21 protein-coding genes and 1 tRNA gene are annotated in these 24076 nt (G+C 66.0%); 9 read left to right on the top strand and 13 right to left on the bottom strand.

The window, feature by feature from the left end:
- Positions 1–103 precede the first annotated feature (103 nt).
- The 4 genes from recA to secA all read left to right on the top strand — a co-directional run bounded on the left by recA (position 104) and on the right by secA (position 5312).
- Positions 104–1174 carry a recombinase RecA gene (gene recA / locus ACX40Y_RS08510; protein ID WP_459119120.1) on the top strand — a complete coding sequence of 357 codons (1071 nt, stop codon included), beginning with the start codon at positions 104–106 and terminating at the stop codon, positions 1172–1174.
- Positions 1175–1404: 230 nt separating this feature from the next.
- Positions 1405–2025 carry an energy transducer TonB gene (locus ACX40Y_RS08505; protein WP_459119119.1) on the top strand — a complete coding sequence of 207 codons (621 nt, stop codon included), beginning with the start codon at positions 1405–1407 and terminating at the stop codon, positions 2023–2025.
- 172 nt (positions 2026–2197) lie between these two features.
- Entirely contained in the window at positions 2198–2458 is a 261-nt protein-coding gene (locus ACX40Y_RS08500; protein WP_459119118.1) for a hypothetical protein, read from the top strand.
- Positions 2459–2570: 112 nt separating this feature from the next.
- Positions 2571–5312 carry a preprotein translocase subunit SecA gene (gene secA / locus ACX40Y_RS08495; protein ID WP_459119117.1) on the top strand — a complete coding sequence of 914 codons (2742 nt, stop codon included), beginning with the start codon at positions 2571–2573 and terminating at the stop codon, positions 5310–5312.
- A 115-nt stretch (positions 5313–5427) separates the two neighbouring features.
- On the opposite strand, the gene ACX40Y_RS08490 is transcribed toward secA, so the two are convergent.
- The 6 genes from ACX40Y_RS08490 to moaA all read right to left on the bottom strand — a co-directional run bounded on the left by ACX40Y_RS08490 (position 5428) and on the right by moaA (position 9754).
- A complete protein-coding gene (locus ACX40Y_RS08490; RefSeq protein ID WP_459119116.1) occupies positions 5428–6018 on the bottom strand; it encodes a CC0125/CC1285 family lipoprotein in 591 nt (196 codons plus the stop codon).
- 127 nt (positions 6019–6145) lie between these two features.
- Positions 6146–6661, bottom strand: a complete 516-nt coding sequence (locus ACX40Y_RS08485) for a phosphoribosyltransferase (protein WP_459119115.1) — start codon at positions 6659–6661, stop codon at positions 6146–6148.
- Positions 6658–7677 carry an adenosine deaminase gene (locus ACX40Y_RS08480; protein WP_459119114.1) on the bottom strand — a complete coding sequence of 340 codons (1020 nt, stop codon included), beginning with the start codon at positions 7675–7677 and terminating at the stop codon, positions 6658–6660. Before ACX40Y_RS08480 ends, ACX40Y_RS08485 begins: the two co-directional genes overlap by 4 nt.
- A gap of 133 nt (positions 7678–7810) precedes the next feature.
- Positions 7811–7885: transfer RNA gene (locus ACX40Y_RS08475), tRNA-Asn, on the bottom strand.
- A gap of 82 nt (positions 7886–7967) precedes the next feature.
- Complete coding sequence (locus ACX40Y_RS08470; RefSeq protein WP_459119113.1) at positions 7968–8741, bottom strand: NAD kinase; 774 nt, start codon at positions 8739–8741, stop codon at positions 7968–7970.
- Complete coding sequence (gene moaA, locus ACX40Y_RS08465) at positions 8738–9754, bottom strand: GTP 3',8-cyclase MoaA (protein WP_459119112.1); 1017 nt, start codon at positions 9752–9754, stop codon at positions 8738–8740. Before moaA ends, ACX40Y_RS08470 begins: the two co-directional genes overlap by 4 nt.
- A 79-nt stretch (positions 9755–9833) precedes the next feature.
- Here moaA and ACX40Y_RS08460 point away from each other — a divergent pair, with 79 nt between their 5' ends.
- A complete protein-coding gene (locus ACX40Y_RS08460) occupies positions 9834–11819 on the top strand; it encodes a putative bifunctional diguanylate cyclase/phosphodiesterase (protein WP_459119111.1) in 1986 nt (661 codons plus the stop codon).
- Positions 11816–12220, top strand: coding sequence for a hypothetical protein (locus ACX40Y_RS08455; protein ID WP_459119110.1), 405 nt, complete (start codon positions 11816–11818; stop codon positions 12218–12220). Before ACX40Y_RS08460 ends, ACX40Y_RS08455 begins: the two co-directional genes overlap by 4 nt.
- A gap of 18 nt (positions 12221–12238) precedes the next feature.
- Here ACX40Y_RS08455 and ACX40Y_RS08450 read toward each other — a convergent pair whose 3' ends face one another.
- The 3 genes from ACX40Y_RS08450 to ACX40Y_RS08440 form a co-directional block, all read right to left on the bottom strand.
- Entirely contained in the window at positions 12239–13711 is a 1473-nt protein-coding gene (locus ACX40Y_RS08450) for a methyl-accepting chemotaxis protein (RefSeq protein ID WP_459119244.1), read from the bottom strand.
- Positions 13712–13847: 136 nt separating this feature from the next.
- Positions 13848–17321, bottom strand: a complete 3474-nt coding sequence (mfd, locus tag ACX40Y_RS08445) for a transcription-repair coupling factor (RefSeq protein ID WP_459119109.1) — start codon at positions 17319–17321, stop codon at positions 13848–13850.
- A 126-nt stretch (positions 17322–17447) separates the two neighbouring features.
- On the bottom strand, positions 17448–17714 hold the full coding sequence (locus tag ACX40Y_RS08440; protein ID WP_459119108.1) for an FAD assembly factor SdhE: 267 nt from the start codon (positions 17712–17714) through the stop codon (positions 17448–17450).
- A gap of 190 nt (positions 17715–17904) precedes the next feature.
- On the opposite strand from ACX40Y_RS08440, the gene ACX40Y_RS08435 reads away from it, so the two are divergent.
- Together ACX40Y_RS08435 and recG are read left to right on the top strand one after the other, a co-directional pair.
- Positions 17905–18147, top strand: a complete 243-nt coding sequence (locus ACX40Y_RS08435; protein WP_459119107.1) for a hypothetical protein — start codon at positions 17905–17907, stop codon at positions 18145–18147.
- A gap of 41 nt (positions 18148–18188) precedes the next feature.
- A complete protein-coding gene (gene recG / locus ACX40Y_RS08430; protein ID WP_459119106.1) occupies positions 18189–20252 on the top strand; it encodes an ATP-dependent DNA helicase RecG in 2064 nt (687 codons plus the stop codon).
- On the opposite strand, the gene ACX40Y_RS08425 is transcribed toward recG, so the two are convergent.
- From ACX40Y_RS08425 to ACX40Y_RS08410, 4 genes are all read right to left on the bottom strand, one after another.
- Positions 20249–20569 (bottom strand): PilZ domain-containing protein, encoded by a 321-nt coding sequence (locus tag ACX40Y_RS08425; protein WP_459119105.1) that lies wholly within the window; start codon positions 20567–20569, stop codon positions 20249–20251. The two genes, recG and ACX40Y_RS08425, sit on opposite strands and share 4 nt — an antisense overlap.
- A gap of 86 nt (positions 20570–20655) precedes the next feature.
- Positions 20656–21882: a tyrosine--tRNA ligase gene (tyrS, locus tag ACX40Y_RS08420; protein ID WP_459119243.1), complete on the bottom strand. Its 1227-nt coding sequence runs from the start codon at positions 21880–21882 to the stop codon at positions 20656–20658.
- Positions 21883–21937: 55 nt separating this feature from the next.
- A complete protein-coding gene (locus ACX40Y_RS08415; protein ID WP_459119104.1) occupies positions 21938–22429 on the bottom strand; it encodes a DUF4126 domain-containing protein in 492 nt (163 codons plus the stop codon).
- Positions 22430–22540: 111 nt separating this feature from the next.
- Positions 22541–23281, bottom strand: coding sequence for a DUF6624 domain-containing protein (locus tag ACX40Y_RS08410; RefSeq protein ID WP_459119103.1), 741 nt, complete (start codon positions 23279–23281; stop codon positions 22541–22543).
- A gap of 322 nt (positions 23282–23603) precedes the next feature.
- Here ACX40Y_RS08410 and ACX40Y_RS08405 point away from each other — a divergent pair, with 322 nt between their 5' ends.
- Positions 23604–24074: a DOMON-like domain-containing protein gene (locus ACX40Y_RS08405; protein ID WP_459119102.1), complete on the top strand. Its 471-nt coding sequence runs from the start codon at positions 23604–23606 to the stop codon at positions 24072–24074.
- Positions 24075–24076 lie beyond the last annotated feature (2 nt).

Below are 24076 nucleotides of genomic sequence, written 5' to 3'. Positions count from 1 at the left end.
CAAGTTGTCGTTCGCCTCTTGTTCCCGTGGAACAAATGCGATACAAGCCGATCCGAACAAGGTTGAATGCACAAAGCAAACCTTCTAGCGACGGGGTTTCAACATGGCAGCATCCCTCAAGGTGATCGACGGCAACATGGCCACTTCCACGGACAAGCAGAAGGCGCTCGACGCCGCCCTCGCACAGATCGACCGCGCTTTCGGCAAGGGTTCGGCGATGAAGCTCGGCTCCAAGGAGGCGATGCAGGTCGAGGCGATCTCGACGGGATCGCTGGGGCTCGACATCGCGCTGGGCGTCGGCGGTCTGCCGCGCGGCCGCGTGATCGAGGTCTATGGCCCGGAAAGCTCGGGCAAGACGACGCTGGCGCTGCACGTCATCGCCGAGGCGCAGAAGAATGGCGGCACGGCCGCGTTCGTCGACGCCGAACATGCGCTCGACCCGGTCTATGCCAAGAAGCTGGGCGTCAACATCGACGAGTTGATCGTCTCGCAGCCCGATACCGGCGAGCAGGCGCTGGAAATCACCGACACGCTGGTCCGATCGAACGCGATCGACGTGCTGGTGGTCGATTCGGTCGCCGCGCTGGTGCCGCGTGCCGAAATCGAGGGCGAAATGGGCGACAGCCATGTCGGCCTCCAGGCGCGGCTGATGTCGCAGAGCCTGCGCAAGCTGACCGGATCGATCAGCCGTTCGCGCTGCATGGTGATCTTCATCAACCAGCTGCGCATGAAGATCGGCGTGATGTACGGCAATCCGGAGACGACGACCGGCGGCAATGCGCTGAAATTCTACGCCTCGGTCCGCCTCGACATCCGCCGCACTGGCCAGATCAAGGATCGCGACGAAATCGTCGGCAATGCGACGCGGGTCAAGGTCGTCAAGAACAAGGTGGCGCCGCCGTTCAAGCAGGTCGAATTCGACATCATGTATGGCGAGGGCATTTCGAAGATCGGCGAAATCCTCGATCTCGGTGTCAAGGCCGGGCTGGTCGAGAAATCGGGCGCGTGGTTCAGCTATGACAGCATCCGCATCGGCCAGGGCCGGGAGAACGCGAAGAATTTCCTCAAGGAAAATCCCGAAGTCTGCGCCCGCCTGGAAGCCGCCATCCGCGGCCGCACCGATCAGGTGGCCGAAGGACTGATGGCCGGGCCGGAACCCGACGACGACATCTGATCGGGCGCATCGGCGCCCATAGGGATGCGATTTTGCAAGGGCTCGGGGGCGTATCCCGGGCCCTTTGCGATTGGGGCAAGTGTGCGAGAAATTTGCCGGAGCTGGTTGATTGCCGGTGGATGCGTTTCTCTGGGAGGAGAAGCGGCCTAGGCGCCGCATTTTCGACCGGCTAGAACCTCACCTGCTGGTATACGGAGGGGGAGGGCGGATGTCGCCGATTTATCACGCGTATGGATGACGGCATCGACAGCAAGTCGCGGACCGAGCCAATCTTCGTCGGAAGCGGTACGGCGCTTCGACGAATCGTACTCAGCGCTATTGCCGCCCTGTTTGTTATGATCTGCTTCTTGGCCGCCTCCCTCGTGTGGCGAGGCGGCCCCCAGATCATACAAGCCGCAAAAGAGGGTTGGCGCTCGACGACGCATCTTTCAGGAAGCGATGCGCGCGCGCCGGCTGAACCAACGCCGAAACGTGCGTCGAATGCTGACCCTGAGGCGCCGGTCACGACAATTGCGATCCCGTCGCTTACGAGATCGATCGGCGCTGATGAAAAGGGGCCGCGTGGCCTTCGTCCAAGCAGTTCACCGGGTACTTGGGTGGTATCCGGCGATTATCCCTTTGAGTCGCAGATTGCCCGAGAGGAGGGCACGGTAGCGTTCACGCTTTACGTCGATGATCGCGGAATTCCGGTACGGTGTCAGGTTACAGGATCAAGCGGTCATCAGCGCCTCGACCAAACTGCGTGCGATCTTCTCCTGGCGCGTGCTCGCTTCATTCCTGCACTCGATGCTGATGGCAAGCCGATCCCGGCCGAATTCCGCAACCGGTTCACCTGGGCGCTTGCTGACTAACGTCTATTTGAGCCTCGCGGGGGCCGGTCGAGGCTGTATATCGTCTCATGTTGCATCAAGGTGCCGTCGGCGCCTTAGCTTTTGATTAGACGAACGGTGCGACAATCCCTATGTCGCGTTTGTTGCACCCGTAGGCGGTGTGACGGCATCATCGTGTAATACAGGGTTTCGCTTGGAACTGCTGCTGCTCCTCACTGCGCTTTTCGCGAGCCTGACGGGAACGTCGGGCGATCGCGGCGTGCATGCGGTGCAAGGCGTGGCGGTTGTCCGGCTGGCGGAATCGACACAGGCTGCCGCCACCCCCCGTCGTCAGTTCGTTGCCGCAGCCGCCGCGCTGCCCCGGGTAGCGCGCGCCACCGCGTTCCGCGGGCCGCATCTTGCGGCCGCGCCGGTTTCGCCTCTCCGCCTCGCCTTCGAGCAGCGGCGCGAGTGAGCCTCCCGGCCCGCGCCATGCGGGCCGTTTCCATTCGCTTGCCGCGCCATGCGGCATGTGCTCGGCGGGCGCGTTCCCGCCCCGAACCCATCAGAACAGGTCAGGAAATCCCATGCTCGGCGCCATTGCCAAGTCGCTTTTCGGTTCGTCCAACGATCGCTACGTCAAATCGCTCGGCGGGATCGTCAACAAGATCGCCAGCTTCGAGCCCACGCTTCAGGCGATGGACGATGCCACGCTGTCGGCCCAGACGATCAAGTTCCGCGAGCAGCTCGCCAACGGCGCCAAGCTCGACGACCTGCTGCCCGAGGCGTTCGCGACTGTTCGCGAGGCGGCAAAGCGCGTGCTTGGCCAGCGCCATTACGACGTGCAGATGATTGGCGGCATCGTGCTCCATCGCGGCGAGATCGCCGAGATGCGGACCGGCGAAGGCAAGACGCTGGTGGCGACGCTCGCCACCTATCTGAATGCCCTGCCCGGCGACGGCGTCCATGTCGTCACCGTCAACGACTATCTCGCCCGCCGCGACGCGGAGTGGATGGCGCAGGTCTATGGCTTTCTGGGCCTCACGACCGGCGTGATCGTGCCGAACCTGACCGACCAGCAGCGCCGCGACGCCTATGCCGCTGACATCACCTATGGCACGAACAACGAGTTCGGCTTCGACTATCTGCGCGACAACATGAAATATGAGCGCAGCGCGATGGTGCAGCGCCCGTTCAACTTCGCGATCGTCGACGAGGTCGATTCGATCCTGATCGACGAGGCGCGCACGCCGCTGATCATCTCCGGCCCGACCGACGACAAGTCCGAGCTCTATATGAGCGTCGACGCGGTGGTGAAGCAGCTCGATCCCTCGACCTATGAGAAGGACGAGAAGCAGCGCACCGTCGTGCTGACCGAGGAAGGCACCGAGACGGTCGAGCGCCTGCTGGAGGATGCCGGGCTGCTGGTCGGCGCCAATCTCTATGACTTCGAGAACACCCAGGTGGTCCATCACCTGAACCAGGCACTGCGCGCGAACGTCATGTTCAAGCGCGACACCGACTATATCGTCAAGGACGGCAAGGTCGTCATCATCGACGAGTTCACCGGCCGCATGATGGACGGCCGCCGCTGGTCCGAAGGCCTGCACCAGGCGGTGGAGGCCAAGGAAGGCGTCAATATCGAGCCCGAGAACCAGACGCTCGCCTCGATCACCTTCCAGAACTATTTCCGCATGTACCCGAAGCTCGGCGGCATGACCGGCACGGCGGCGACCGAGGCGCCCGAATTTTACGACATCTACAAGATGAACGTCGTCACCATCCCGACCAACCTGCCGGTGCAGCGGATCGACGAGGAAGACGAGTTCTACAAGACGACCGAGGAAAAGTTCGCGGCGATCGCCAAGAAGATCAAGGAACACGCCTCGAAGGGCCAGCCGGTGCTGGTCGGCACCGTCTCGATCGAGAAATCGGAGCTGCTTTCGGCGTTCCTCCACAAGGAGGGGGTGAAGCACGAGGTGCTGAATGCCCGCTTCCACGAGAGCGAAGCCCATATCGTGGCGCAGGCCGGGCGGCTTGGCGTGGTGACGGTTTCGACCAACATGGCCGGCCGCGGCACCGACATTCAGCTGGGCGGCAATGTCGAGTTCCGTGTTGCCGACGAGCTGCGCGACATGCCCGAGGGACCGGAGCGCGACGCGGCGATCGAGCGGATCAAGGCCGAGGTCGCGGCCGAGAAGGAACAGGTGAAGGCAGCCGGCGGCCTGTTCGTGCTCGGCACCGAGCGGCATGAGAGCCGCCGCATCGACAACCAGCTGCGCGGCCGTTCGGGCCGCCAGGGCGATCCGGGCCTCAGCCGCTTCTACCTGAGCCTCGACGACGACCTGCTGCGCATCTTCGGCTCGAACACGCTGTTCGCGCGGATGATGCGATCGAACATCGAGGATGGCGAAGCGATCGGCAGCAAGTGGCTGACCAAGGCGATCGAGACCGCGCAGAAGAAGGTCGAGGCGCGCAACTACGACATCCGCAAGCAGGTCGTCGAATATGACGACGTGATGAACGACCAGCGCAAGGTGATCTACGAGCAGCGCTCGGACATCATGGATGCGGCGACCGTCGGCAGCGTGGTGGAAGACATGCGCCACGAGACGATCAACGCGCTCATCGGCGATGCCTGCCCGCCCAACAGCTATCCCGAGCAGTGGGACGTCGAAGCGCTCAAGGCGCGGATCGCCGAGACGCTGAACCTCGACATGCCGATCGACCAGTGGATCGCGACCGAGGAAGCGATCGATCCCGAGATCATCGAGACGCGCGTTCGCGAGGCGGCCGATGCCGCGATCGCCGAAAAGTCCGCGGACCTCGAGCCCGAGACCTGGACGCAGATCGAGAAATCGATCCTGCTCCAGAATCTCGACCATCACTGGAAGGAGCATCTCGCGATGCTCGACGCGCTGCGCCAGGTGGTCCATCTGCGCGCCTATGCGCAGAAGACGCCGATCAACGAGTACAAGCACGAGGCGTTTTCGATGTTCCAGCGCATGCTGGAGACGATCCGCGAGGATGTGACGCGGACGATGGCGTTCGCCCAGTTCCGCATGCAGCCGCCGCCTGAACTGCCCGAGCTGCCGGCGTGCCTGACGACGCACATCGATCCGCTGACCGGCGATGACAACAGCGCGGATTGGGACGGTGGATCGGCCGGGTTGGTGACCACCCGCCTGCCGCCGATGGCGATTCCGCGCCCAACCGCCGATGATCTTGGCGAGGATCCCGCCGCCTGGGTGGGCGTCGTGAGCCGCAACGCGCCGTGCCCGTGCGGTTCGGGCCGCAAGTACAAGCACTGCCACGGCCAGGTCGCCTGAGCGGCGGCCGGGGCGGGGCGGGCGTTTGGCTCGCCCTCCCGCTGGTGGTGAAAAGAAAAGGGCGGCGCCGGAACTGGTCCGGCGCCGCCCTTCTCGTATCCGCGATGACGAGCCCTTAGCGGGTCTTCGGCGCCTGGATCTTCGGGCCGAGCCGCGTCTGCACCTCACGCGCATCGAAGGCGCGCAGATTGTCGGCGGGCTTCGGTCCTTTGCCCATCACGATCTCGGCGATCGCCTCATAGCGGTCGACCGTGCGGATATCGACGTTGCGATCAAAGAACGGATCGCCCCAGAACGGATCCCAGGTCCGCCAGCCCCAGCGCGGGCTGTAATAGCGCCAATAGGGGTTCCAGAAGCCCCATGGCCCTGCGCCGCCAAGGCCCGGCGTTGCATAGGTCTGCGTCTTCTTCTCCGTCTCGCGATCGGAGAGGATGAAATAGTCATAGCCGTTCTGGAGCGTCAGTTCCGCGGCGCGATAGAGCAGGTAGCGCTCGACCGTCTCCCGCGAGGTGAGGCTGTTGCCGGCGAAGCTGACACGGAACCGGTTGTCCTCGATCTGCTCGTCCGAATAACCGTTGCGCGCATAGCCGTTACCCATTGCGGGCTGATACGGCGTCGCCGTCATGCATGAGGCGAGCGATAGGCTGCCGGCGGCGGCTAGGCCGAGAGCGACCAATCGCCGGCGCTTGCTTGTCAATATTGGCATCATTCCTCCGACACTTGATAACTGATTGTCGCCGTTGCCTTTCGAACGCATGCCCCGGCGTAAATGTCCGCATTCCAGATGCGGTGGACTGTGGCATGGGCGCGATTGACCGGGGCTGAACAAATTGTCAGTCGAGCCTTTCCGGCACGGCGCGCGCGTCTGCATCGAGCGTTTCGCGCGGCGCCATCGCCTCCCACGGAAAGACGAACCAGTCCTTGTCCACGGCCCGGTCGATCGTTCGCGCGCAATAGGAGACGCGCTGCGACGACGCGACATTGTCGATCAGCACCGCGAAACGGACGCGATCGGCCTCGGCGCCCTCGCTTGCCAGCGCGGCGCGCAATTCGCCGATCGTCCGGCCGCTGTCGTTGATGTCTTCGACGAACAGCAACCGCTCACCCTCGCGCGTGCGGCGGGCGAGCACTGCGACGAGTTCCTCCCCGAACTGGGCGATGCGCGTCGAATGGTCGATCGAAACCAGCGGCAGGCCCAGCCGGTGCGAGAGATAGACCGCCGGGGCGAGCCCGCCGCGGCCGACGCCGACCAGCAGATCCGGGCGCCAGTCGCCGAGCGCGTCGGCGATGCTGTGGATACCGGCGACCATCTCGTCATGTGAGAAGGGGGTGAAGACGATGCCGCTCATTGCGCGTTCGCCGCCATCCAGGCGTCGATCTGCCCGAGGTGCCGGGCGACCGCCTCGTCGGGCAGGAAGGAGCCGAGAAAGCTGTTGCGCGCTAGCCGGGCGAGCGCCGCACGATCAAGCCCTCGCGCCTTGGCGATGGCGCGGAAATTCTCGCCGATATAGCCGCCGAAATAGGCCGGGTCGTCCGAGTTGATCGTCACATGAAGCCCCAGATTGAGCATCCGATCGATCGGATGCGCCTCGATCGATTCGACGTTGCACAGCTTGACGTTGGACAGCGGACAAACGGTGAGCGTCATGCCAGAGCGCGCGAGCCGCGCCGCCAGCGCGGGATCGTCGAGGCTGCGATTGCCATGATCGATGCGGTCGACCCCGAGCAGGTCCAGCGCCTCGCGGACATAGTCGGCAGGGCCTTCCTCGCCGGCGTGGGCGACGCGCTTCAGCCCCTTTTCGGCGGCGGCTGCGAAGACGCGGGCGAATTTGGCTGGGGGATGACCAAGCTCGGACGAATCGAGCCCCACGCCGGCGATCCGATCGAGCCAAGGCTCGGCGGCCTCAAGCGTGCGGAAGGCATCTTCCTCGTCGAGGTGGCGCAGAAAGCACAGGATCAGCGACGAGGTGACGCCCAGCCGAGCCTCGGCCTCGGCCATACCCGCCAGCAGGCCCTCCACCACGGTTGCGAAGGCGATGCCCCGATGGGTGTGCGTCTGCGGATCGAAGAAGATTTCGGCATGGACGACGCCGTCGGCGGCGGCACGCTCGAAATAGGCGACCGCCAGCTCGCGGAAATCATCCTCGGTCTGCAGCACTGCCGCGCCGGCATAATAGATGTCGAGAAAGTCCTGGAGGTTCGAAAACTGATAGGCCGCACGCACCGCTTCGACGCTATCGAAGGGGATCGCCACGCCATTGCGGCGGGCGAAGGCGAACATCTGCTCGGGCTCTAGACTGCCTTCGATGTGAAGGTGCAACTCGGCCTTGGGCAGGCCGGCGATGAAGGCGTCGAGATCGGTCATCGCCCGACCATTGCAGGCGCCGCGATGCCGCGCAAGCACCACGCTGAGGTATTGAATCGGTCGAGACGCGTCGTGTCCCGGTGATGAAAGGAGAGGGGGTGCCCGTCGTCGCCAGGGCGATGGAACCAGCAGATGGCTCCCCGAGTAGGATTCGAACCTACGGCCATTCGATTAACAGTCGAATGCTCTACCGCTGAGCTATCGGGGACCACTCTGGTCAACCCCGACGCGGTGGTCACCGTGTCGGGAGGCGCGCCTATAGCAGCGCGTTTTCGGACTTTGCAAGGCCCTTATGCAATGAATTGTTCCATCGTTATCCGGTCGTCCAGTGCGTGCTCCGGATCGAACAGCAGCGTCAGGTTGCGCATGCGATCGATCTCAACATCGACACGCGCGACTTCGCGGATTTCGCGCTGATCGGCGACGGCGCTCACCGGGCGCTTGTCGGCTTCGAGTGCGCGCAGGCTGATCCGGGCCTTTTCCGGCAGAATTGCGCCGCGCCAGCGGCGCGGGCGGAACGGGCTGATCGGCGTGAGCGCGAGCAGCGCCGAGCCGAGGGGCAGGATCGGCCCCTGGGCTGAGAAGTTGTAAGCGGTCGATCCCGCAGGGGTTGCCACGAGGATACCGTCGCACACCAGTTCGGGCAGGACGATCCGGCCGTTCACGGTGACTTCCAACTTCGCCGTCTGGCGGGTTTCGCGCAGCAGCGAGACTTCGTTGATCGCGGGCAGGACGCAGCTTTCGCCCTCGACGGTGATCGCCGTCATCGACAGCGGCGAGACGCGGAACGGCCGGGCGCGATCGAGGCGGGCCATCAGCCCTTCGAGTCGCCAGTCGTTCATCAGGAAACCGATCGTGCCGAGGTTCATGCCGAACACCGGAAGAATGCGCCGCCGTTCGAGCATCGCATGAAGCGTCTGGAGCATGAAGCCGTCGCCGCCAAGGGCTACGACCTGTTGCGCCTCCTCGATCGGCACCCAGTCATAGGTCTGGCGCAGTTCCTCCGCCGCGACCTGAGCGGGCGCGGTGGGCGACGCGAGCAGCGCCCGGGCGACGGCGCTCATCCGCCGGTCACACTCATATGGCGGCCATGCGCAGGTGCTGCGCCGCGTTCGATGCGGAAATCATGCGCCTCCGGCTTGATCGCTAGGGCGTGATCGATCGCCTGGTCGACCGCCGCAAGGCCGCCGTCGCGAATCGCCGATTTCAGATCCACCGAGTCGTCATGTCCCAGGCACATGTGGAGCCGGCCGTCGGTCGACACGCGAACCCGGTTGCAGCTTGCACAGAAATTGTTAGTGAGCGGCGAGATCAGGCCGAGCCTGGTGCCGGTGCCGGCCACGCGCCAGTAACGTGCCGGGCCGCCGCTGTCATGCGCGTCCGCGACGAGATCGAATCGCGTCCGCAGATCGCGCAGCACCTCCGTCAGCGGCACGAAGCGATCGGCGCGATCCTCGTCGATCACGCCGAGCGGCATCGTCTCGATCAGCGAGAGGTCAATGCCCGCCGACACGGCCCATTCGAGCATCGAGGCGATTTCATCGTCGTTGAGGCCGCGCAGCGCGACCATGTTGATCTTGACGCGCAGGCCCGCGTCGCGCGCCGCGGCGATGCCGCCGAGCACCTGCGCAACGTCACCGTGCCGGGTGATGTGGCGGAAGCGATCGGGATCGCGGCTGTCGAGACTCACGTTGATCCGCCGCACCCCGGCGGCGACCAGCGCATCGGCGTGGTCAGCGAGGCGGGTGGCGTTCGTGGTGAGCGTCAGTTCTTCGAGCCCGCCCCCGACATGGCGGCCGAGCCGCTGTACCAGCTCGAGCACGTTCCGCCTGACCAGCGGCTCGCCGCCCGTGAGCCGGATCTTGCGCACGCCCCGCGCGATGAAGCGCTCGGCGATGAGCGCGAGCTCCTCGAGCGTCAGCACCGCATCGCGCGGCAGGAAGGTCATGTGCTCGGCCATGCAATATCGGCAACGCAGATCGCAGCGATCGGTGACGGAGATCCGCAGATACCGAATCGTTCGGCCGTGGCGATCGACCAGTCCGGGCGAACTCGCGGGTGCGGAAGCGATTGCCATGTCGTTCGAGGTAGGGGGTTGCGTCCGCAGAGACAAGCCTTGGATGGCGGTGTGTTAAATCAGCCGCTATCGAACAGATATGGAAGAAGGCTTTACCATCGTACCCACCGCGGTCACCACGCCGCAGCACCCGGTTTTCGTGCTTTCCTTCCGCCAGCGCGACGAGGTTGCGGCAGCGGCGGCAGGGGCGGGCTGGCGCGTGGTCGCTGCGCGGCGGAGCGAAGGGGCGGAGACGCGCTTCCTGGCCAGCGGCGCTTCGGTGGTGGTGATCGACGCACGGGGCGCCATGAGCGACGGCGTCGAGGCGGCCCGGCTCCTGGGGCCAACGGTGCGCGCCCAGGGGGCGGCGATGCTGATCCTGGTGTCGCAGAGCGATACCGTCCACATGGCGCGGTTCTACGACGCCGGCGCCACCCATTTTCTGAGCAGCCCGATGTCCTCGGCCGCGATGGCGCACGCGATTCGCTTTGCCCATCGCCATGTCGAGCGGCTGTCGGGCTGGTCGGGCCTGGCGTCCGAAAATGGCGAGCCGCTCGGCTGGCGCTATGATCGCGAATTGCGCTCGCTGGAGCTGACGCCGGCGCTGGCGCAGCTGCTGTCGCTGCCGGAGGCGCCCGGGGTGCGGGCATTGCTCGCGCGGCTCGATCGCGGCGACCGGCGGCTCGCCCATGCGGCGCTGCGACGGCTCGACGAATCGGGGTCCACTGCGTTTGCGCATGACCTGCCCGGCAAGGGGCGGGTGGTGCAGCATCTCCAGTTCGATCCCGCCACCGGCCGTCTCGACGCGCTGGTCGAGCCGCTGGGGATGACACCCGATGCCGGGGCGGCGGTGCGCGACGTGCTCACCGGCGTGCGCGACGGGCCAAGCGCACGGCGCTGGATCGATCGCCAGCTCGGCAAGGGCGAGCGGATCGGGCTGGTGATGATCGGGCTCACGCGTTTCGACACGGTCAACGCCGCCTATGGCCGCGCTGCGGGCGACGAATTGCTGCGCGGCGTTTCGCGCCGGGTTGCCGATGCCGCGCGCGATGTGCTGGGCGGCGATGCGATCGTCGCGCGGGTTGGCGGTTCGGACTTTCTGGCGGCGGCGGTCGATCCCGGCGCGAGCGGTCTTCGCGAGGCGGCGCGGCGGATGGAGGAGGCGCTTGCGCGGCCGTTCGTCGCGGCGGGCGAGCTTGCGCATCTGGGCGCCCGCGTCGCCTCGGCCGAAAGCATCGCGGGCGACACCGCTGGCAGTCTGATCCGCCGCGCGAGTGAGATATTGCTAGGCGACACGGCCACACGGGCGAGCGGCGGTCCGTCGATCGAGTCGCTGATGGGCGATCTGCGCCGCGCGCTCGAACGTGGCGAGATCGGCGTGCTGTTCCAGCCACAGGTCGCGGTCGCCACGGGACAGATTACCGGTGTCGAGGCGCTGGCGCGGTGGCAGCACCCCAAACATGGCGAGATCGGCGCCGAGCCGCTGTTCGCCGCCGCCAATCGCGCCGGCCTGGAGGCGGTGCTGAGCGAGCATGTCCAGCACCGCGCGCTGACGATCGCCGCGCATTGGCCGCGTGCGCTAGCCCGGCTGCGCCTATCGATCAACGTCACGGCGGAGGATGTCGGCCGGACCGGTTTCCTCGACAATCTGCTCAGCCGGATCGATTCGACCGGCTTTCCCCGCGCCCGACTGACGGCAGAAATCACCGAGAGCGGCATCATGGCCGATCTGAGCGAGGCGGCACGGCTGCTGTCAGACCTGCGGGCCGCAGGGTGCCGTGTTGCCATCGACGATTTCGGCACGGGTTATTCGAGCCTCGCCTATCTGAAGGCGTTGCCGCTTGACTATCTCAAGATCGACAAAAAGCTGACGGCGGACATCGCCGGATCGGCGCGCGACCGGATCGTGGTGCGCGGCGTGATCGACATGGCGCGCTCGCTGGGCCTATCGGTGATTGCCGAAGGCGTGGAGAGCGAGTTGCAGCTCGACATGCTGGCCAAGGAAGGCTGCCAGTATTTCCAGGGTTTCCTCTGCTCGGGGCCGATCGACGTGCCGGCGCTCGCTGCCCTGGTGCGCGACTGGTGAGCGGCACGGGCGAAAGCATCACCGGCGTCTGGTATGGTCGGTGGTCGTCGGACGATCCGCTGGTTCCGCCCAATCGCTTCATCGCGGTGCTCTCGGAGGATGCCAGGGTGATCGAGGGCGATGTGAGCGAGCCCGACCTGATGGGCGGCGAAGTGTTGCGGTCGGCTGTCTATGGGGGGCGACGCGACCACCAGTTGCAGTGGATCAAGCAATATGATCCCGCCGGCCGGCTGGAGCATTCGGTCTATTATGCCGGGCGCGTCGATGCCGAGGCGACGCGGATCAACGGCGCGTGGCAGTTCGACCGGTACAGCGGCACGTTCAGCATGTACCGCGAGAAATTCGCGCTCGACGAGGCCGGCGTGGAGGCCGATTCGATCGATGTGACCGCCGGCCGCTGAGGCAGCCTGCGCCGTCCGTCACAGATCGGGGCGGGTGAGTGCCGAAACCGCCCCCGCCGGCAGGCGACGAAACGATCCTTCGCTCACGCCACCGCTGCGGCCGCCGCCACGAAAGCGGCTGGCGACATTGGCCAGTTCGGTGACTTCGGAGGACAGGTTCTGCGCCGCAGCCGAGGTCTGCTCGACCATCGCCGCATTCTGCTGAGTCGCACGGTCCATCGCGCCGATCGCGTTGGAAATTTCGCTGATCGCGGTCGACTGCGCGCCATTGTCCTCGGCCATCTTGCCGACCAGATCATGAACTTCGCCGACGTCGCCCGAGATGTCGGCAAGCGCGGTGTCGACCTTTTGCACCGCATCGACGGCGGTGACGATTTCGGCCTGCGTCATCGTCAGCTGTTCGCGCGCGCGGCCGGCTTCCTCTTCGGCGCGCATCGCGAGAGCCGAAACGAGATCGGCAACGACGGCGAAGCCACGACCGGCCTCGCCGGCGCGGCCGGCCTCCACCGCGGCGTTCATCGCCAGCACGCGCGTCTGGAACGCGATCTTGTCGAGCCCCTCGATCACGCTGTCGGTGCCCTTCGCGGCCTCGGCGACGCGACCCATCGCCTGGACGGCGTCGTCAGTGATGCCGCGACCCTGCTTGACGGTAGAGATCGCCTGATCGGCGCGCACCACCGTGCGCCGCGCAGCCTCCGCCGTTGCGCGCACGCGTCCGTCCATCTGCGAAACCGCCGCCGTGGTCTGTTCGAGCGACGCGGCATTGCCTTGCGTCCGCCGGGCGAGATCGTCCGATGCCTGCGCGATCTCGCCGATTCCGGAGCGAATGCGGCCGGTGCCATCGGCAACCGCGCCGATCATGTCGCCGATCCGGACCAGCGTTTCGTTATAGGCGCGTTCGAGCGCGGCGAAGCTCTGCGGCATACCGGTGATCTGGTTGCCGAGATCACCGTCCGAAAGCGCCTTCAGCGCGGCTTCGAACTTGGTAATCGCGGCATTGCGCTCGGCCTGCGCTTCCTCAAAATAGATCGAGAGCGACACTTCCATGTCGAGCAGCGCCGCCTTGACCAGCGCGATCACCGCCTTGTCGGGCGCGGGGCCGCGGAACAGCCGCGTCAGCCGCTTCCACGGGCTGTTCAGCCGATGGACGCCGGCGATCAGATGTTCGAGGACGATCGCATAGCTGCCGACATACCAGCGAGGCTCGAGGCCGATCCGCGCATGGGTGGCGCCAATGCGGCGTGCGCTGGCATAGTAATCGGCGTTGAATTCGCCGGCGGCGATCCGCGCCCAATGCTTTTCCTGCGCCGTTTTCGCCTTGGCGATGTGGTTCGCATCGCGGAAGAAGGAGCCGGTGTCCGGCGTCGCCCCGGCGCGGGCATAGAACCGGTCGAGCGCGCTGCCGATAACCTTGCTGACCCAAGGCTGAGACTCGCGGAGCGCCTTCTGTTGCGCTTCGTCCATTTCCATGAACTGGAGGCGAGAACTCATCTGGTCGGTCACATGGAAATCCCTGATCGCCACCTACGCGGCTTTCAGCGCTGCGAGGTGATTGGTCCCAGCTCCCATTTTAGACGAGTCGGGCCCACGACCACGTCCTTAGGTACATATCCGGGAGAGCGTGGGATCAGCCCGCCGCCTTGGCGAGCCCCCGCGACAGTTGCAGCGCGCCGTGCAGCCGCGCGGCCGGGTTTGCCCAGGCTCGGTTAATGACGAGCTTCATGTCGGGCCGCAGCCGTGCCGTCTCGCCCAGCTTCTCCACATAGGCGATCAGGCCCGCCGGACTAGGGAACTGATCGTTATGGAAGGTGACGAGCGCCCCCTTCGGGCCCAGGTCCAGCTTGGCGATGCAGGCGCGCTTGGCGTTGAGCTTGGTTTCGATCAGGCGCAGCAGATTGTCGGTCGGCTCGGGCAGCTTGCCGAAGCGGTCGATCATCTCGGCGGCGAAGCTCTCGATCCCGTCGGTCTCCTCGATTTCGTTGAGGCGGCGGTAAAGGCCCATGCGCAGGTCGAGATCGGGGACATAGTCTTCCGGGATCAGGATCGGCGCATCGACGGTGATCTGCGGCGACAGGTCCTTCGGCCGGCTCTCGTCGCGCAGACCGCCAGCCTTGGCGTCGAGGATCGCCTCTTCCAGCATCGACTGGTAGAGTTCGTAGCCGACTTCCTTGATGTGCCCCGACTGTTCGTCCCCGAGCAGGTTGCCCGCGCCGCGAATGTCGAGATCGTGGCTGGCGAGCTGGAATCCCGCGCCCAGGCTTTCGAGGTCGGACAGCACCTTCAGCCGCTTTTCCGCCGCCTCGGTCATCTGCCGCTGGGGCGGGGTGGTCATGTACGCATAGGCGCGGGTCTTAGCCCGGCCGACGCGGCCGCGCAGCTGGTATAGCTGGGCCAGGCCGAACTTGTCCGCGCGGTTGATGATCAGCGTGTTGGCGCTGGGAATGTCGAGCCCGCTCTCGACGATGGTGGTCGAGACCAGCACTTCGAACTTCTTGTCGTAGAAGGCGGACATCCGCTCCTCGACTTCGGTGGGCGACATCTGGCCGTGAGCCACGACATAGCGGACCTCGGGCACGTCGTTGCGCAGGAACTCCTCGATCTCCGGCAGGTCGGCGATGCGGGGGGTAACGAAATAGCTCTGGCCGCCGCGATAATGTTCGCGCAGCAAGGCCTCGCGCAGCACCACGGGGTCCCACGGCATCACATAGGTGCGCACCGCCAGGCGATCGACCGGCGGCGTCTGGATCACGGAGAGTTCGCGCAAGCCGCTCATCGCCATCTGCAGCGTGCGCGGGATCGGGGTGGCGGTGAGGGTTAGGACGTGAACGTCGGTCTTCAGCGCCTTCAGCCGTTCCTTGTGGGTGACGCCGAAGCGCTGTTCCTCGTCGACGATGACGAGGCCGAGGCGCTTGAAGTCGATATTCTTGGCGAGCACCGCATGGGTGCCGACCACCACATCGATCGTGCCGGCGGCGAGCCCTTCCTTCACCGCCTTGGTCTCGCTGGCGGTGACCAGCCGCGAGAGGCGGCCGATCTCGATCGGGAAGCCCTCGAAGCGCGCCTTGAAGTTGTTGTAGTGCTGGCGGGCGAGCAGCGTGGTGGGGCACACCACCGCCACCTGCATCCCGGCCATCGCCGCGACGAAGGCCGCGCGTAGGGCGACCTCGGTCTTGCCGAAGCCGACATCGCCGACGACCAGCCGGTCCATCGGGCGCCCGGCGGCAAGGTCCGCCAGCACGTCGCCGATCGCGCGGTCCTGGTCGTCGGTTTCCTCATAGGGGAAGCGGTCGACGAACGCCGGATAGCCGCCATGATCGGGCTCGGCGATCTCGGCGCCGCGGGTGGCGCGCAGCGCGGCGGTGGCGATCAGTTCGCCGGCGATCTCGCGGATGCGCTCCTTCATCCGCGCCTTGCGACGCTGCCAGGCCTCGCCGCCCAGCTTGTCGAGGCTGGCGCCGTCCTCGCCCGAACCATAGCGGCTCAGCACTTCCAGATTCTCGACCGGCACGTAGAGCTTGTCGCCGCCGGCATATTCGAGCGCGACGCAGTCGTGCGGCGCCTTCTGCACCGGGATCTGGGTTAGGCCTTCGTAGCGGCCGATGCCGTGGTCGATATGCACGACCAGATCGCCGGGCGAGAGCGTCGCCAGTTCCTGAAGGAAGGCGTCGGTATTCTTGCGGCGCTTCGAGCGGCGGACGAGGCGGTCGCCGAGCATGTCCTGCTCGGTGAGCACCGCCACGTCGGGCGCGGTGAAGCCATGATCGAGCGGCAGCACGACCAACGCGACCTGCAGCCCGCTGCCGTTCGGGTTGGCGACGCCGAGCGCCGGCTGCCAGCCGTCGACCGGTACGGCGCCGGTAAGGCCGTGATCCTCGAGCAGCCCCTTCAGCCGCTCGCGCGCGCCGTTGGAGTAGCTGGCGAGCACCGGCTTGCGAGCGTCCTTGCGCAGCGCCTTGAGGTGGGTGACCACCGCCTCATAGACGTTGCTGCCGGCGGCACGCTCGGGGGCGAAGTCGCGCGGACCGTCGACGCCGAATTCGACGACGTGATCGGACTCGGGCTCGTGGAACGGCGTGGCGAGGTGCATCGGCCGCGAATCGACCAGGCTCTGCCATTCCTTCGCGAGGAGATAGAGGTCGCCGGCCTTGAGCGGGCGATAGCTGCCTGGATCGGCTGACTGCGCCTTGATGCGGTTTTCCTGATAGTCCTTGATCGCTTCGAACCGCTGCTCGGCGGCGGCGGGGGCACCGCTGTCGCGGACGATCACGGCATGGCCGGGGAGGTGATCGAACAGCGTTTCCAGCCGCTCCTCGAACAGCGGCAGCCAATGCTCCATACCGGCGAGGCGGCGGCCCTCGCTGATCGCCTGATAGAGCGGGTCGCCGGTGGCGGTTGCGCCAAACCGGTCGCGATAGCCGCTGCGGAACCGCTTCACGCTGTCTTCGTCGAGCAGCGCCTCGCTGGCGGGTAGCAGGGTGAAGCCATCGACCCGGCCGGTGGTGCGCTGGTCCTGTGGATCGAAGGTGCGGACGCTCTCGATTTCGTCGCCGAAGAAATCGAGACGCAGCGCCTGTTCGGCGCCGCTCGGGAACAGATCGACCAGCCCGCCGCGCACCGCGAACTCGCCATGGTCGTTGACTGTCTCGACACGGACATAGCCGTTCGCCTGCAGCAGCGCGGCGAGCCGGTCGAGCCCGATCCGCTCGCCCGGCGCGAGGCGGGCGACCAGCTGGCGGATGCGGAACGGCGTGAGCGTGCGTTGGGTCGCGGCGTTGACGGTGGTGACGAGCAGGCGAGGGGCCTCGCTCTTGCCCTGCAACGCGTGAAGCGTCGCCAGCCGCTCGGCCATCACCCTGAGCGTAGGGCTGGCGCGGTCATAGGGGAGGCAGTCCCAGGCCGGGTAGGTGAGGACGTCGAGTTCGGGTGCAAAATAGGCGGCGGTTGCGGCGATCGCCCGCATGGAAGCCTCGTCCGCCGCGACGAACACCGTCACCTGGCTCGCCCGGGCGAGGTCGGCGAGCATCCAGGGCAGGAAGCCGGACGGCACGCCCGCCAGAGTGAGCGGATGTTGCGCGGAAAGGATCGTCTTCAGGTCAGGCATGGGGTCTCGTCTTGGCGGGTCGGCCCGGCCACACTCACCCTTCGGCGCTTCGCGCCTCCCTCCGTCTGACATGGGGAACAAAAGCCCGCCGCCGAAGCTGTGGGAAGGTGAAGGGGGCTGTGCCGCTTACTCGGAAATGGGTACGTAATTCAGGGTCTTGAGCGCGTCCAAAATCGTTCCGCGGAAGCGTTCGGGCGGCGTTCCGGTTCCCATGGCCCATGCCATGATGTCGACATCCTGTTCCTCGAGCAGCGTTTCGAACAGTGCGATTTCCGCATCGCTCCAGCCTTCGCCATGCCGATCGAAAAAGCCGCCGATCAGCAGGTCTGCTTCCTTGGTGCCACGATGCCATGAACGAAAGCGCAGGCGCTTGAGGCGGGTTTCACGATCCATCGGGCGCTCCAGCAGCGATTGGTCGGCGGCGCGGCGCGCGCTGCCGGCGGGCGGAAATCAGGTGCGACGCAAATAGGTCGTGCTCGCCCGAAACGCCAGTGCCGGAATCGAGACGACCGGGGAAGCGGCTTGTTAAGGAAATTCTGTTCAAGTGGGTCCTCGAGAGGATCGGGGGCGAGGATCGAGTCGTATGGGTGATTTGATGAACGGCAAGCTGCGTTTCGTGATGTTGAAGGGGATCAATGGCGAGCCGATGCTCGTCAACATCGCCTCGGTACGCACCGTATCGACGATCAACATGGCGGGCGCGGATTTCGGCGTTGTTTCGTTCGGCAAGGACCATGAAGTGGTGATCGGCTCCTCGGTACCCGAAGTGATGGCAGCGATCCACGAGGCACTGGCCGATCAGGCAAGCGACGTCGCGATCGCCTGAGCGGGTTTGTCAGCCGCGCCGCCGCGCGATAGGGCGGCGCAATGCGTCCCGAGCTTCTCAACCCGCTGTTCGCCGAGGTCACCACGCTGAAGGGCGTCGGCCCGGCGCTGGCGCGGCCGATGGAGCGGCTGGGGCTGGCCCGCGTCGTTGATATCGCCTTCCACTTGCCGACCGGCTTCGTCGATCGGCTGCTGCGCGACGAACTCGATATGGCCGATGCCGGCCGGACGATCGCGATCACGCTCACTCCCGTGCAGTACCGCTTCGGCGGCGGCCCGCGCTCGCCGGCGCGGGTACAGGCGGTCGATGCGCATGGCAATTTCGTCAGCCTGGTCTATTTCGGCGGCAATTCGGGCTGGGCGAAGAAGCTGCTGCCGCTGAACGAGCCCCGCTGGGTCTCGGGCAAGCTCGAACATTATGGTCAGGAACTGCAGATGGTCCACCCGGACCATGTCCTGCCGCTCGACCAGGCCGGCGAGGCCGGCGGGCGCGAGGCGATCTATCCCTGTTCGGAAGGCATCACCTCCAAACGCATCGCAACGCTGGCGGCGCAGGCGATCGAGCGCGCGCCCGTTCTGCCCGAATGGATCGAGCCGGGCCTGAAGGCGCAACGCGACTGGCCCGACTGGCGCGACGCCCTGGTTCGCATCCATGCCGATCCGGCCGATGCCAAGGCGCGCGAGCGGCTGGCCTATGACGAAGTGTTCGCCAACCAGCTTGCGCTGCTGCTGGTGCGCGGCGAGGCACGGGCGAAGCGGGGGCGGTCGCTCGCCGGCGACGGCAGGCTGCGCGCGCGGCTGAACCTGCCTTATGCCCCGACCGGCGCCCAGAGCCGCACGATCGCCGAGATCGAGGGCGACATGGCGCAGACCCAGCCGATGCTGCGCCTGCTTCAGGGCGATGTCGGTTCGGGCAAGACGCTGGTGGCGATCATGGCGCTGCTGATCGCCGCAGAAGCCGGCGCGCAGGGCGCATTGCTGGCGCCGACCGAAATCCTGGCGCGGCAGCATTATGAGACGCTGTCGCGGATGCTCGGCGCGATCGGCGTCAACGTCGCGATCCTTACCGGGCGCGACAAGGGCCGCGCGCGCGAGGCGACGCTGATGGGGCTGGCCGACGGGTCGATCGACATTCTGGTCGGCACCCATGCCATCTTCCAGCAGGGTGTCACCTATCGCGACTTGGGGCTGGTGGTCGTGGACGAGCAGCATCGCTTCGGCGTCGCCCAGCGGATGATGCTGCAGGCCAAGGCGGAGCGTCCGCCGCACCTGATGGTGATGACCGCCACGCCGATTCCCCGCACGCTGACGCTGGCCCAATATGGCGAGATGGACGTGAGTCGGCTTGACGAGATGCCGCCGGGGCGCCAGCCGATCGAAACGAGCGTGATCGCCGAGGAACGCTTGGGCGAAGTCGTCGGCGGGCTCGGGCGTCATCTGGCGGCGGGCGGCCAGGCCTATTGGGTGTGCCCGCTGGTCGAGGAAAGCGAGAAGAGCGACCTCGCCGCCGCCGAGGCGCGTGCTGCCGAGCTTCAGGCGCAATTCGGCGACAAGGTCGGACTGATCCACGGCCGGATGAAGGGGCCGGAGAAGGACGCGGTGATGGCGCGGTTCGCGGCGGGCGAACTTGGCGTGCTGGTCGCGACGACGGTGATCGAAGTCGGCGTCGACGTGCCGAACGCGACGCTGATCGTGATCGAACATGCCGATCGCTTCGGTCTTGCCCAGCTTCACCAACTCCGCGGCCGGGTGGGGCGCGGCGGTGGACGTTCGGTCTGCGTGCTGCTGCGCGGCAAGCATCTGAGCGAAACCGCGCGGGCGCGGCTGGCGCTGATGCGCGAGAGTAATGACGGGTTTCGTATCGCCGAAGAGGATCTGCGCCTGCGCGGCGCCGGCGAACTGCTCGGCACGCGCCAATCGGGCGACATGCAGTTCCGCCTTGCCGCACCGGAGATGCTCGGCGGCCTGCTGCCCGCCGCCAATGGCGATGCCCGCCTGCTTGTCGATCGCGACGGCGGGCTCAGCGGCGCCCGGGGACAGGCGGCGCGGGTTGCCCTCTATCTGTTCGAACGCGATGGTGCGGTCGGCCTGCTCCGCGCGGGTTAGGCGCGGATGATCAGTGCCAGCAGTTCGTAATAGCTGGCGAGATCGATCGCCGGATCGAACTGACAGCCCAGCCGACCACCCAGCGACCAGCGCACTTCCGCGGCGATGACGCCGACCTTGGGCAGTTGCACGCGCAGCCGGTCGCCGGGCTCGAACACGCCTTCGCAGCGCGCCATCAGCCCGTGCGGCGAGATGTTGACCACCAGAAAGGTCAGCTGCCGCGCATCAGGCCCAAAGGCTCGCGCGCGGTAATGGACCTCGTCGCGGTCGATCAGCCGATTGTCGGCGAACGCCAGATTACCGTAGCCCAGACCCACACGCGCCTCGTAAATCACTGGAGGTACAGCGTGAATGATAATCGGCGCGTCTGAATGACCCGCCAATGAAGCTGCTTAACGTTCGATTACGCCGCCGGCGTCAACAGCCCGTGATGCTTTTTGCCGGCTGACAGGCGGACGTCGGCTGAAACCGAGATTGTGGCGCCTTCATCCTCGATCTTTTCGCCCTCGACCCGCGCGCCGCCGCCCTTGATGAGCCGGCGTGCCTCGCCCTTGGAGGCGCAGAAGCCAAGGCCGATCAGCGCGTCGACCACGGAGATGCTTCCTGCCACCGGCAGGGTCGGCAGCGCACCGCCGGCACTTCCTTCCTCGAAGGTCTTGCGGGCAGTTTCGGCGGCCTCCTCGGCAGCGTCGCAGCCGCGGCAGAGCGCCGTCGCCTCGTTGGCGAGGATCTTCTTCGCCTCGTTGATCTCGGCGCCTTCCAGCGCTTCCAGACGGGCGATCTCGTCGAGCGGAAGGTCGGTAAACAGCCTCAGCCGCGTACCGACGTCGCGATCGTCCGTGTTTCGCCAGAACTGCCAGTAGTCATAATGTGGCAATTGATTCTCGTTCAGCCACACCGCTCCGCCGACCGTCTTGCCCATCTTCGTGCCGTCGGCATTGGTGAGCAGCGGCGTCGTCAGCCCGAACACCTGCGTCCCCTCCACCCTGCGGGCGAGCTCGACGCCGTTGACGATGTTGCCCCACTGGTCCGATCCGCCCATCTGGAGTCGGCAGCCGGCCCGCCGAGACAGCTCCAAGAAGTCATAGGCCTGCAGGATCATATAGTTGAATTCGAGGAAGCTCAGCGATTGTTCGCGATCAAGCCGCAGCTTGACCGAATCAAAGCTTAACATCCGGTTGACCGAGAAATGCTGACCAATGTCGCGCAGGAACGGGATATATTCGAGCTTGTCGAGCCACTCGGCATTATCGAGCAGGACAGCGTCCGTCGGGCCGTCGCCAAAGGTCAAGAAGCGCTCGAACACGCGCTTGATCGACGCGATGTTGCTGCCGATCGTGTCATGGTCCAGCAGCTTGCGCGCTTCGTCCTTGAAGCTGGGATCGCCCACCTTGCCGGTGCCGCCGCCCATCAGCACGATCGGCTTGTGGCCGGCACGCTGCAACTGACGCAGCATCATGATGGAGACGAGATGGCCGACATGCAGCGACGGCGCGGTGGGGTCGAAGCCGATATAGCCGGGCACGATCTGCTTGGCGGCGAGCGCGTCGAGGCCCTCGACGTCGGTCACCTGATGGATGTACCCGCGCGAGGCGAGCAGGCGGAGCAGATCGGAGCTGTAGTCGGTCATGGTGCGCGCCGCATAGCCAATGCGACGGCGCACGTCATCAGGAAGGTGAAGGCCGTCAGGCCGGTTCGGAAATCGCGCGGGTCGGCGCCGGTATCGTCGGGATCGGCGCCCGCGCGGCAGCGATCGCGCCGGCAAGCACCAACGCGTCCTCGACCGCGCCCGTCGATGCCTGGCCGTGTCGGCGCATCGCGAGCATCCGCAGCGCGAAGGTGGCATAGGAGGCGAGGATCGCCGTGGCGCCCGCCACCGCCGCATTGGGCAGTCGATCGCGCTTCGGCGATAGCGCCATTCCCGCGAATGCCGCATTCATGCTGCGCACCAGAATGGCCGGCGGAATGATCCGATCGGGCGCGCTCTTCTGTTTGTCGCCGGCAAATTCATAGAAGGCGAGCGCCATCGCGCCGAGCGAGAACAAGGGATGCCCGAGCCAGCGCGGGGCACCATTGTCGTCGGGCAGCGTGCCGGTGCGCGCGGCATTGGTGACAAGCGCGAGCGGCGTCATCGAACGAGCCCCTGCGGTGAGGCCGATCAGCATCGAGCGAAGCATGCAAATCCTTTCAATTGTGCGTCTTCCCCCAACGGCCTACCGCGCAAAGCGCTCCCGGAGGCTCGCCAGCCTTAGGATGATCGCGCCGTCCCCGGCGTCAGTTGCTTGACTTTAGTGATAGCCGTCCGCGGCCAACGGCGGAGACGCCGGGCGGCAGAGGAAGCGGGCCGCATAGACCGCCTCTGGCTCCAGCCCGACCGCCGCCCGGCGTTCGTCAAGCTGCTCCGGCGCTTCGACCGACCTCGGTTCCCATTTGCCCGAGGTTGCGCAGCGGCCCTGTGTTCCATAGCGTTGCGGCCGGCCGCTGTTTACGGCGACGCGATCGAACAGATAGGCATAGTTTAGCGCGTGGGTTTCCTTCAGGGGAACGAGGGGTGCCAACAGGTTCAGCACATGCGCCTGAAACGACGGATCCGCGTCGGCATGCTGCACGAGCAGCCAGGCAGCGAAGTCCGCGTCCGCACCATAGCGGCTGATCAGGAACCAGCCATGCTGGTCGAGCTGCGCCCTCAGCCAGCGACTATTGGCCTCATCGAGGCCGGAACCGTCAGATGCGATCACATAATAGGCATAGGCCAGCGCACCGTCCGGCAGATTGGAAGCCCAGCTGGTTCGGTGCAGCGCAGCGTCGAAATGTGAGCGCGTAAACTGGTCCTTCGCCGCCCGCATAAAGAGTTCCGAGAGATCGCGTGACGACGCAGCAACAGACAGCGCAGCCAAGCGGCCGGCTTCCTGGTACGGCGCTTCGCCCGACGAGCCTGCGAGCACCGCCTGTCGCAACTTGTTCGCTTCCTGGATGGCAGCGCGTGCAGCCTTCAACTGTCGCTCGCGATCGACGGGGTCGTCGACCATCCTCGCTAGCTGTGCGGTTGCATGTGCCTCAACCGCCTGTCTCGTCCCGCATCCGAATATGAGTTGGCCTGGGGGGGGCCCGCCTTGTGCCGAGGCGCCGGTGGTCAGGAAACAGCCAAGCGCTACAGCGACCGCGATCTCGCAAACGCGCATCAACGTTTTGATCGCCATCGTTTCCCCTCCACCAGCGGATCAGGCTAGCGGCATCGGCGGCGGTGTAAACGCGTTCCTGCTAACGACGGCCGGCATTTCGCGCTAGGGCCACACGATGAACTGTCTGTTGCTCTCGCACCCGGCTAGCCCGCCTGAGGCCGTATCCTCCGTGACCTGCGCGATCGAGCGGCAGGGCGGGGGGCTGAACCTTGTCTATCGGGTCTCAGCCGAACGCGGCGTGCTGCTGCTGCCAGCCTCCGTGCCAGCCGTTCGCACCGACGGGCTTTGGCGCACCACCTGTATGGAATTGTTCGTCGGCCAGCCGGGCGAACGCTATGCCGAATATAATTTCGCGCCGTCGGGTGCCTGGGCGGCCTATCGTTTCGCGGCCCGGCGCGACGGCATAGCGCCGTTGGATGGTATCGATGCACCGACGATTCGCCTCGTCGAGGGCGATGCGGAGACGATCGTGTCGGTCGCGTTGCCGCAAATCCCGCCCGATGCGCGCCGCCTGGGCATCACTGCCGTGATCGAGGAACGATGCGGCACGCGATCCTTCTGGGCGCTGCGCCACGGCGGCGACGTGCCCGATTTCCATGATCCCGATTGCTTTGTGCTCGAACTGCCGCCAGCACACTGATC

It is taken from the genome of Sphingomonas sp. RS6 (assembly GCF_054489705.1).
The sequence above is the reverse complement of the archived record's forward strand: the minus strand, read 5'-3'. Positions and strand labels throughout refer to the sequence as shown.

What these genes read in the sequence shown, in the direction of transcription:
- ACX40Y_RS08470 (WP_459119113.1), bottom strand. Translation starts at nt 8,741, where the DNA reads ATGAGCGCCGTCGCCCGGGCGCTGCTCGCGTCGCCCACCGCGCCCGCT.
- ACX40Y_RS08460 (WP_459119111.1), top strand. Translation starts at nt 9,834, where the DNA reads ATGGAAGAAGGCTTTACCATCGTACCCACCGCGGTCACCACGCCGCAG.
- ACX40Y_RS08480 (WP_459119114.1), bottom strand. Translation starts at nt 7,677, where the DNA reads ATGACCGATCTCGACGCCTTCATCGCCGGCCTGCCCAAGGCCGAGTTG.
- mfd (WP_459119109.1), bottom strand. Translation starts at nt 17,321, where the DNA reads ATGCCTGACCTGAAGACGATCCTTTCCGCGCAACATCCGCTCACTCTG.
- ACX40Y_RS08415 (WP_459119104.1), bottom strand. Translation starts at nt 22,429, where the DNA reads ATGCTTCGCTCGATGCTGATCGGCCTCACCGCAGGGGCTCGTTCGATG.
- tyrS (WP_459119243.1), bottom strand. Translation starts at nt 21,882, where the DNA reads ATGACCGACTACAGCTCCGATCTGCTCCGCCTGCTCGCCTCGCGCGGG.
- ACX40Y_RS08440 (WP_459119108.1), bottom strand. Translation starts at nt 17,714, where the DNA reads ATGGATCGTGAAACCCGCCTCAAGCGCCTGCGCTTTCGTTCATGGCAT.
- ACX40Y_RS08490 (WP_459119116.1), bottom strand. Translation starts at nt 6,018, where the DNA reads ATGCCAATATTGACAAGCAAGCGCCGGCGATTGGTCGCTCTCGGCCTA.
- recG (WP_459119106.1), top strand. Translation starts at nt 18,189, where the DNA reads ATGCGTCCCGAGCTTCTCAACCCGCTGTTCGCCGAGGTCACCACGCTG.
- ACX40Y_RS08505 (WP_459119119.1), top strand. Translation starts at nt 1,405, where the DNA reads ATGGATGACGGCATCGACAGCAAGTCGCGGACCGAGCCAATCTTCGTC.
- secA (WP_459119117.1), top strand. Translation starts at nt 2,571, where the DNA reads ATGCTCGGCGCCATTGCCAAGTCGCTTTTCGGTTCGTCCAACGATCGC.
- ACX40Y_RS08450 (WP_459119244.1), bottom strand. Translation starts at nt 13,711, where the DNA reads ATGAGTTCTCGCCTCCAGTTCATGGAAATGGACGAAGCGCAACAGAAG.
- ACX40Y_RS08485 (WP_459119115.1), bottom strand. Translation starts at nt 6,661, where the DNA reads ATGAGCGGCATCGTCTTCACCCCCTTCTCACATGACGAGATGGTCGCC.
- recA (WP_459119120.1), top strand. Translation starts at nt 104, where the DNA reads ATGGCAGCATCCCTCAAGGTGATCGACGGCAACATGGCCACTTCCACG.
- ACX40Y_RS08435 (WP_459119107.1), top strand. Translation starts at nt 17,905, where the DNA reads ATGGGTGATTTGATGAACGGCAAGCTGCGTTTCGTGATGTTGAAGGGG.
- moaA (WP_459119112.1), bottom strand. Translation starts at nt 9,754, where the DNA reads ATGGCAATCGCTTCCGCACCCGCGAGTTCGCCCGGACTGGTCGATCGC.
- ACX40Y_RS08410 (WP_459119103.1), bottom strand. Translation starts at nt 23,281, where the DNA reads ATGGTCGACGACCCCGTCGATCGCGAGCGACAGTTGAAGGCTGCACGC.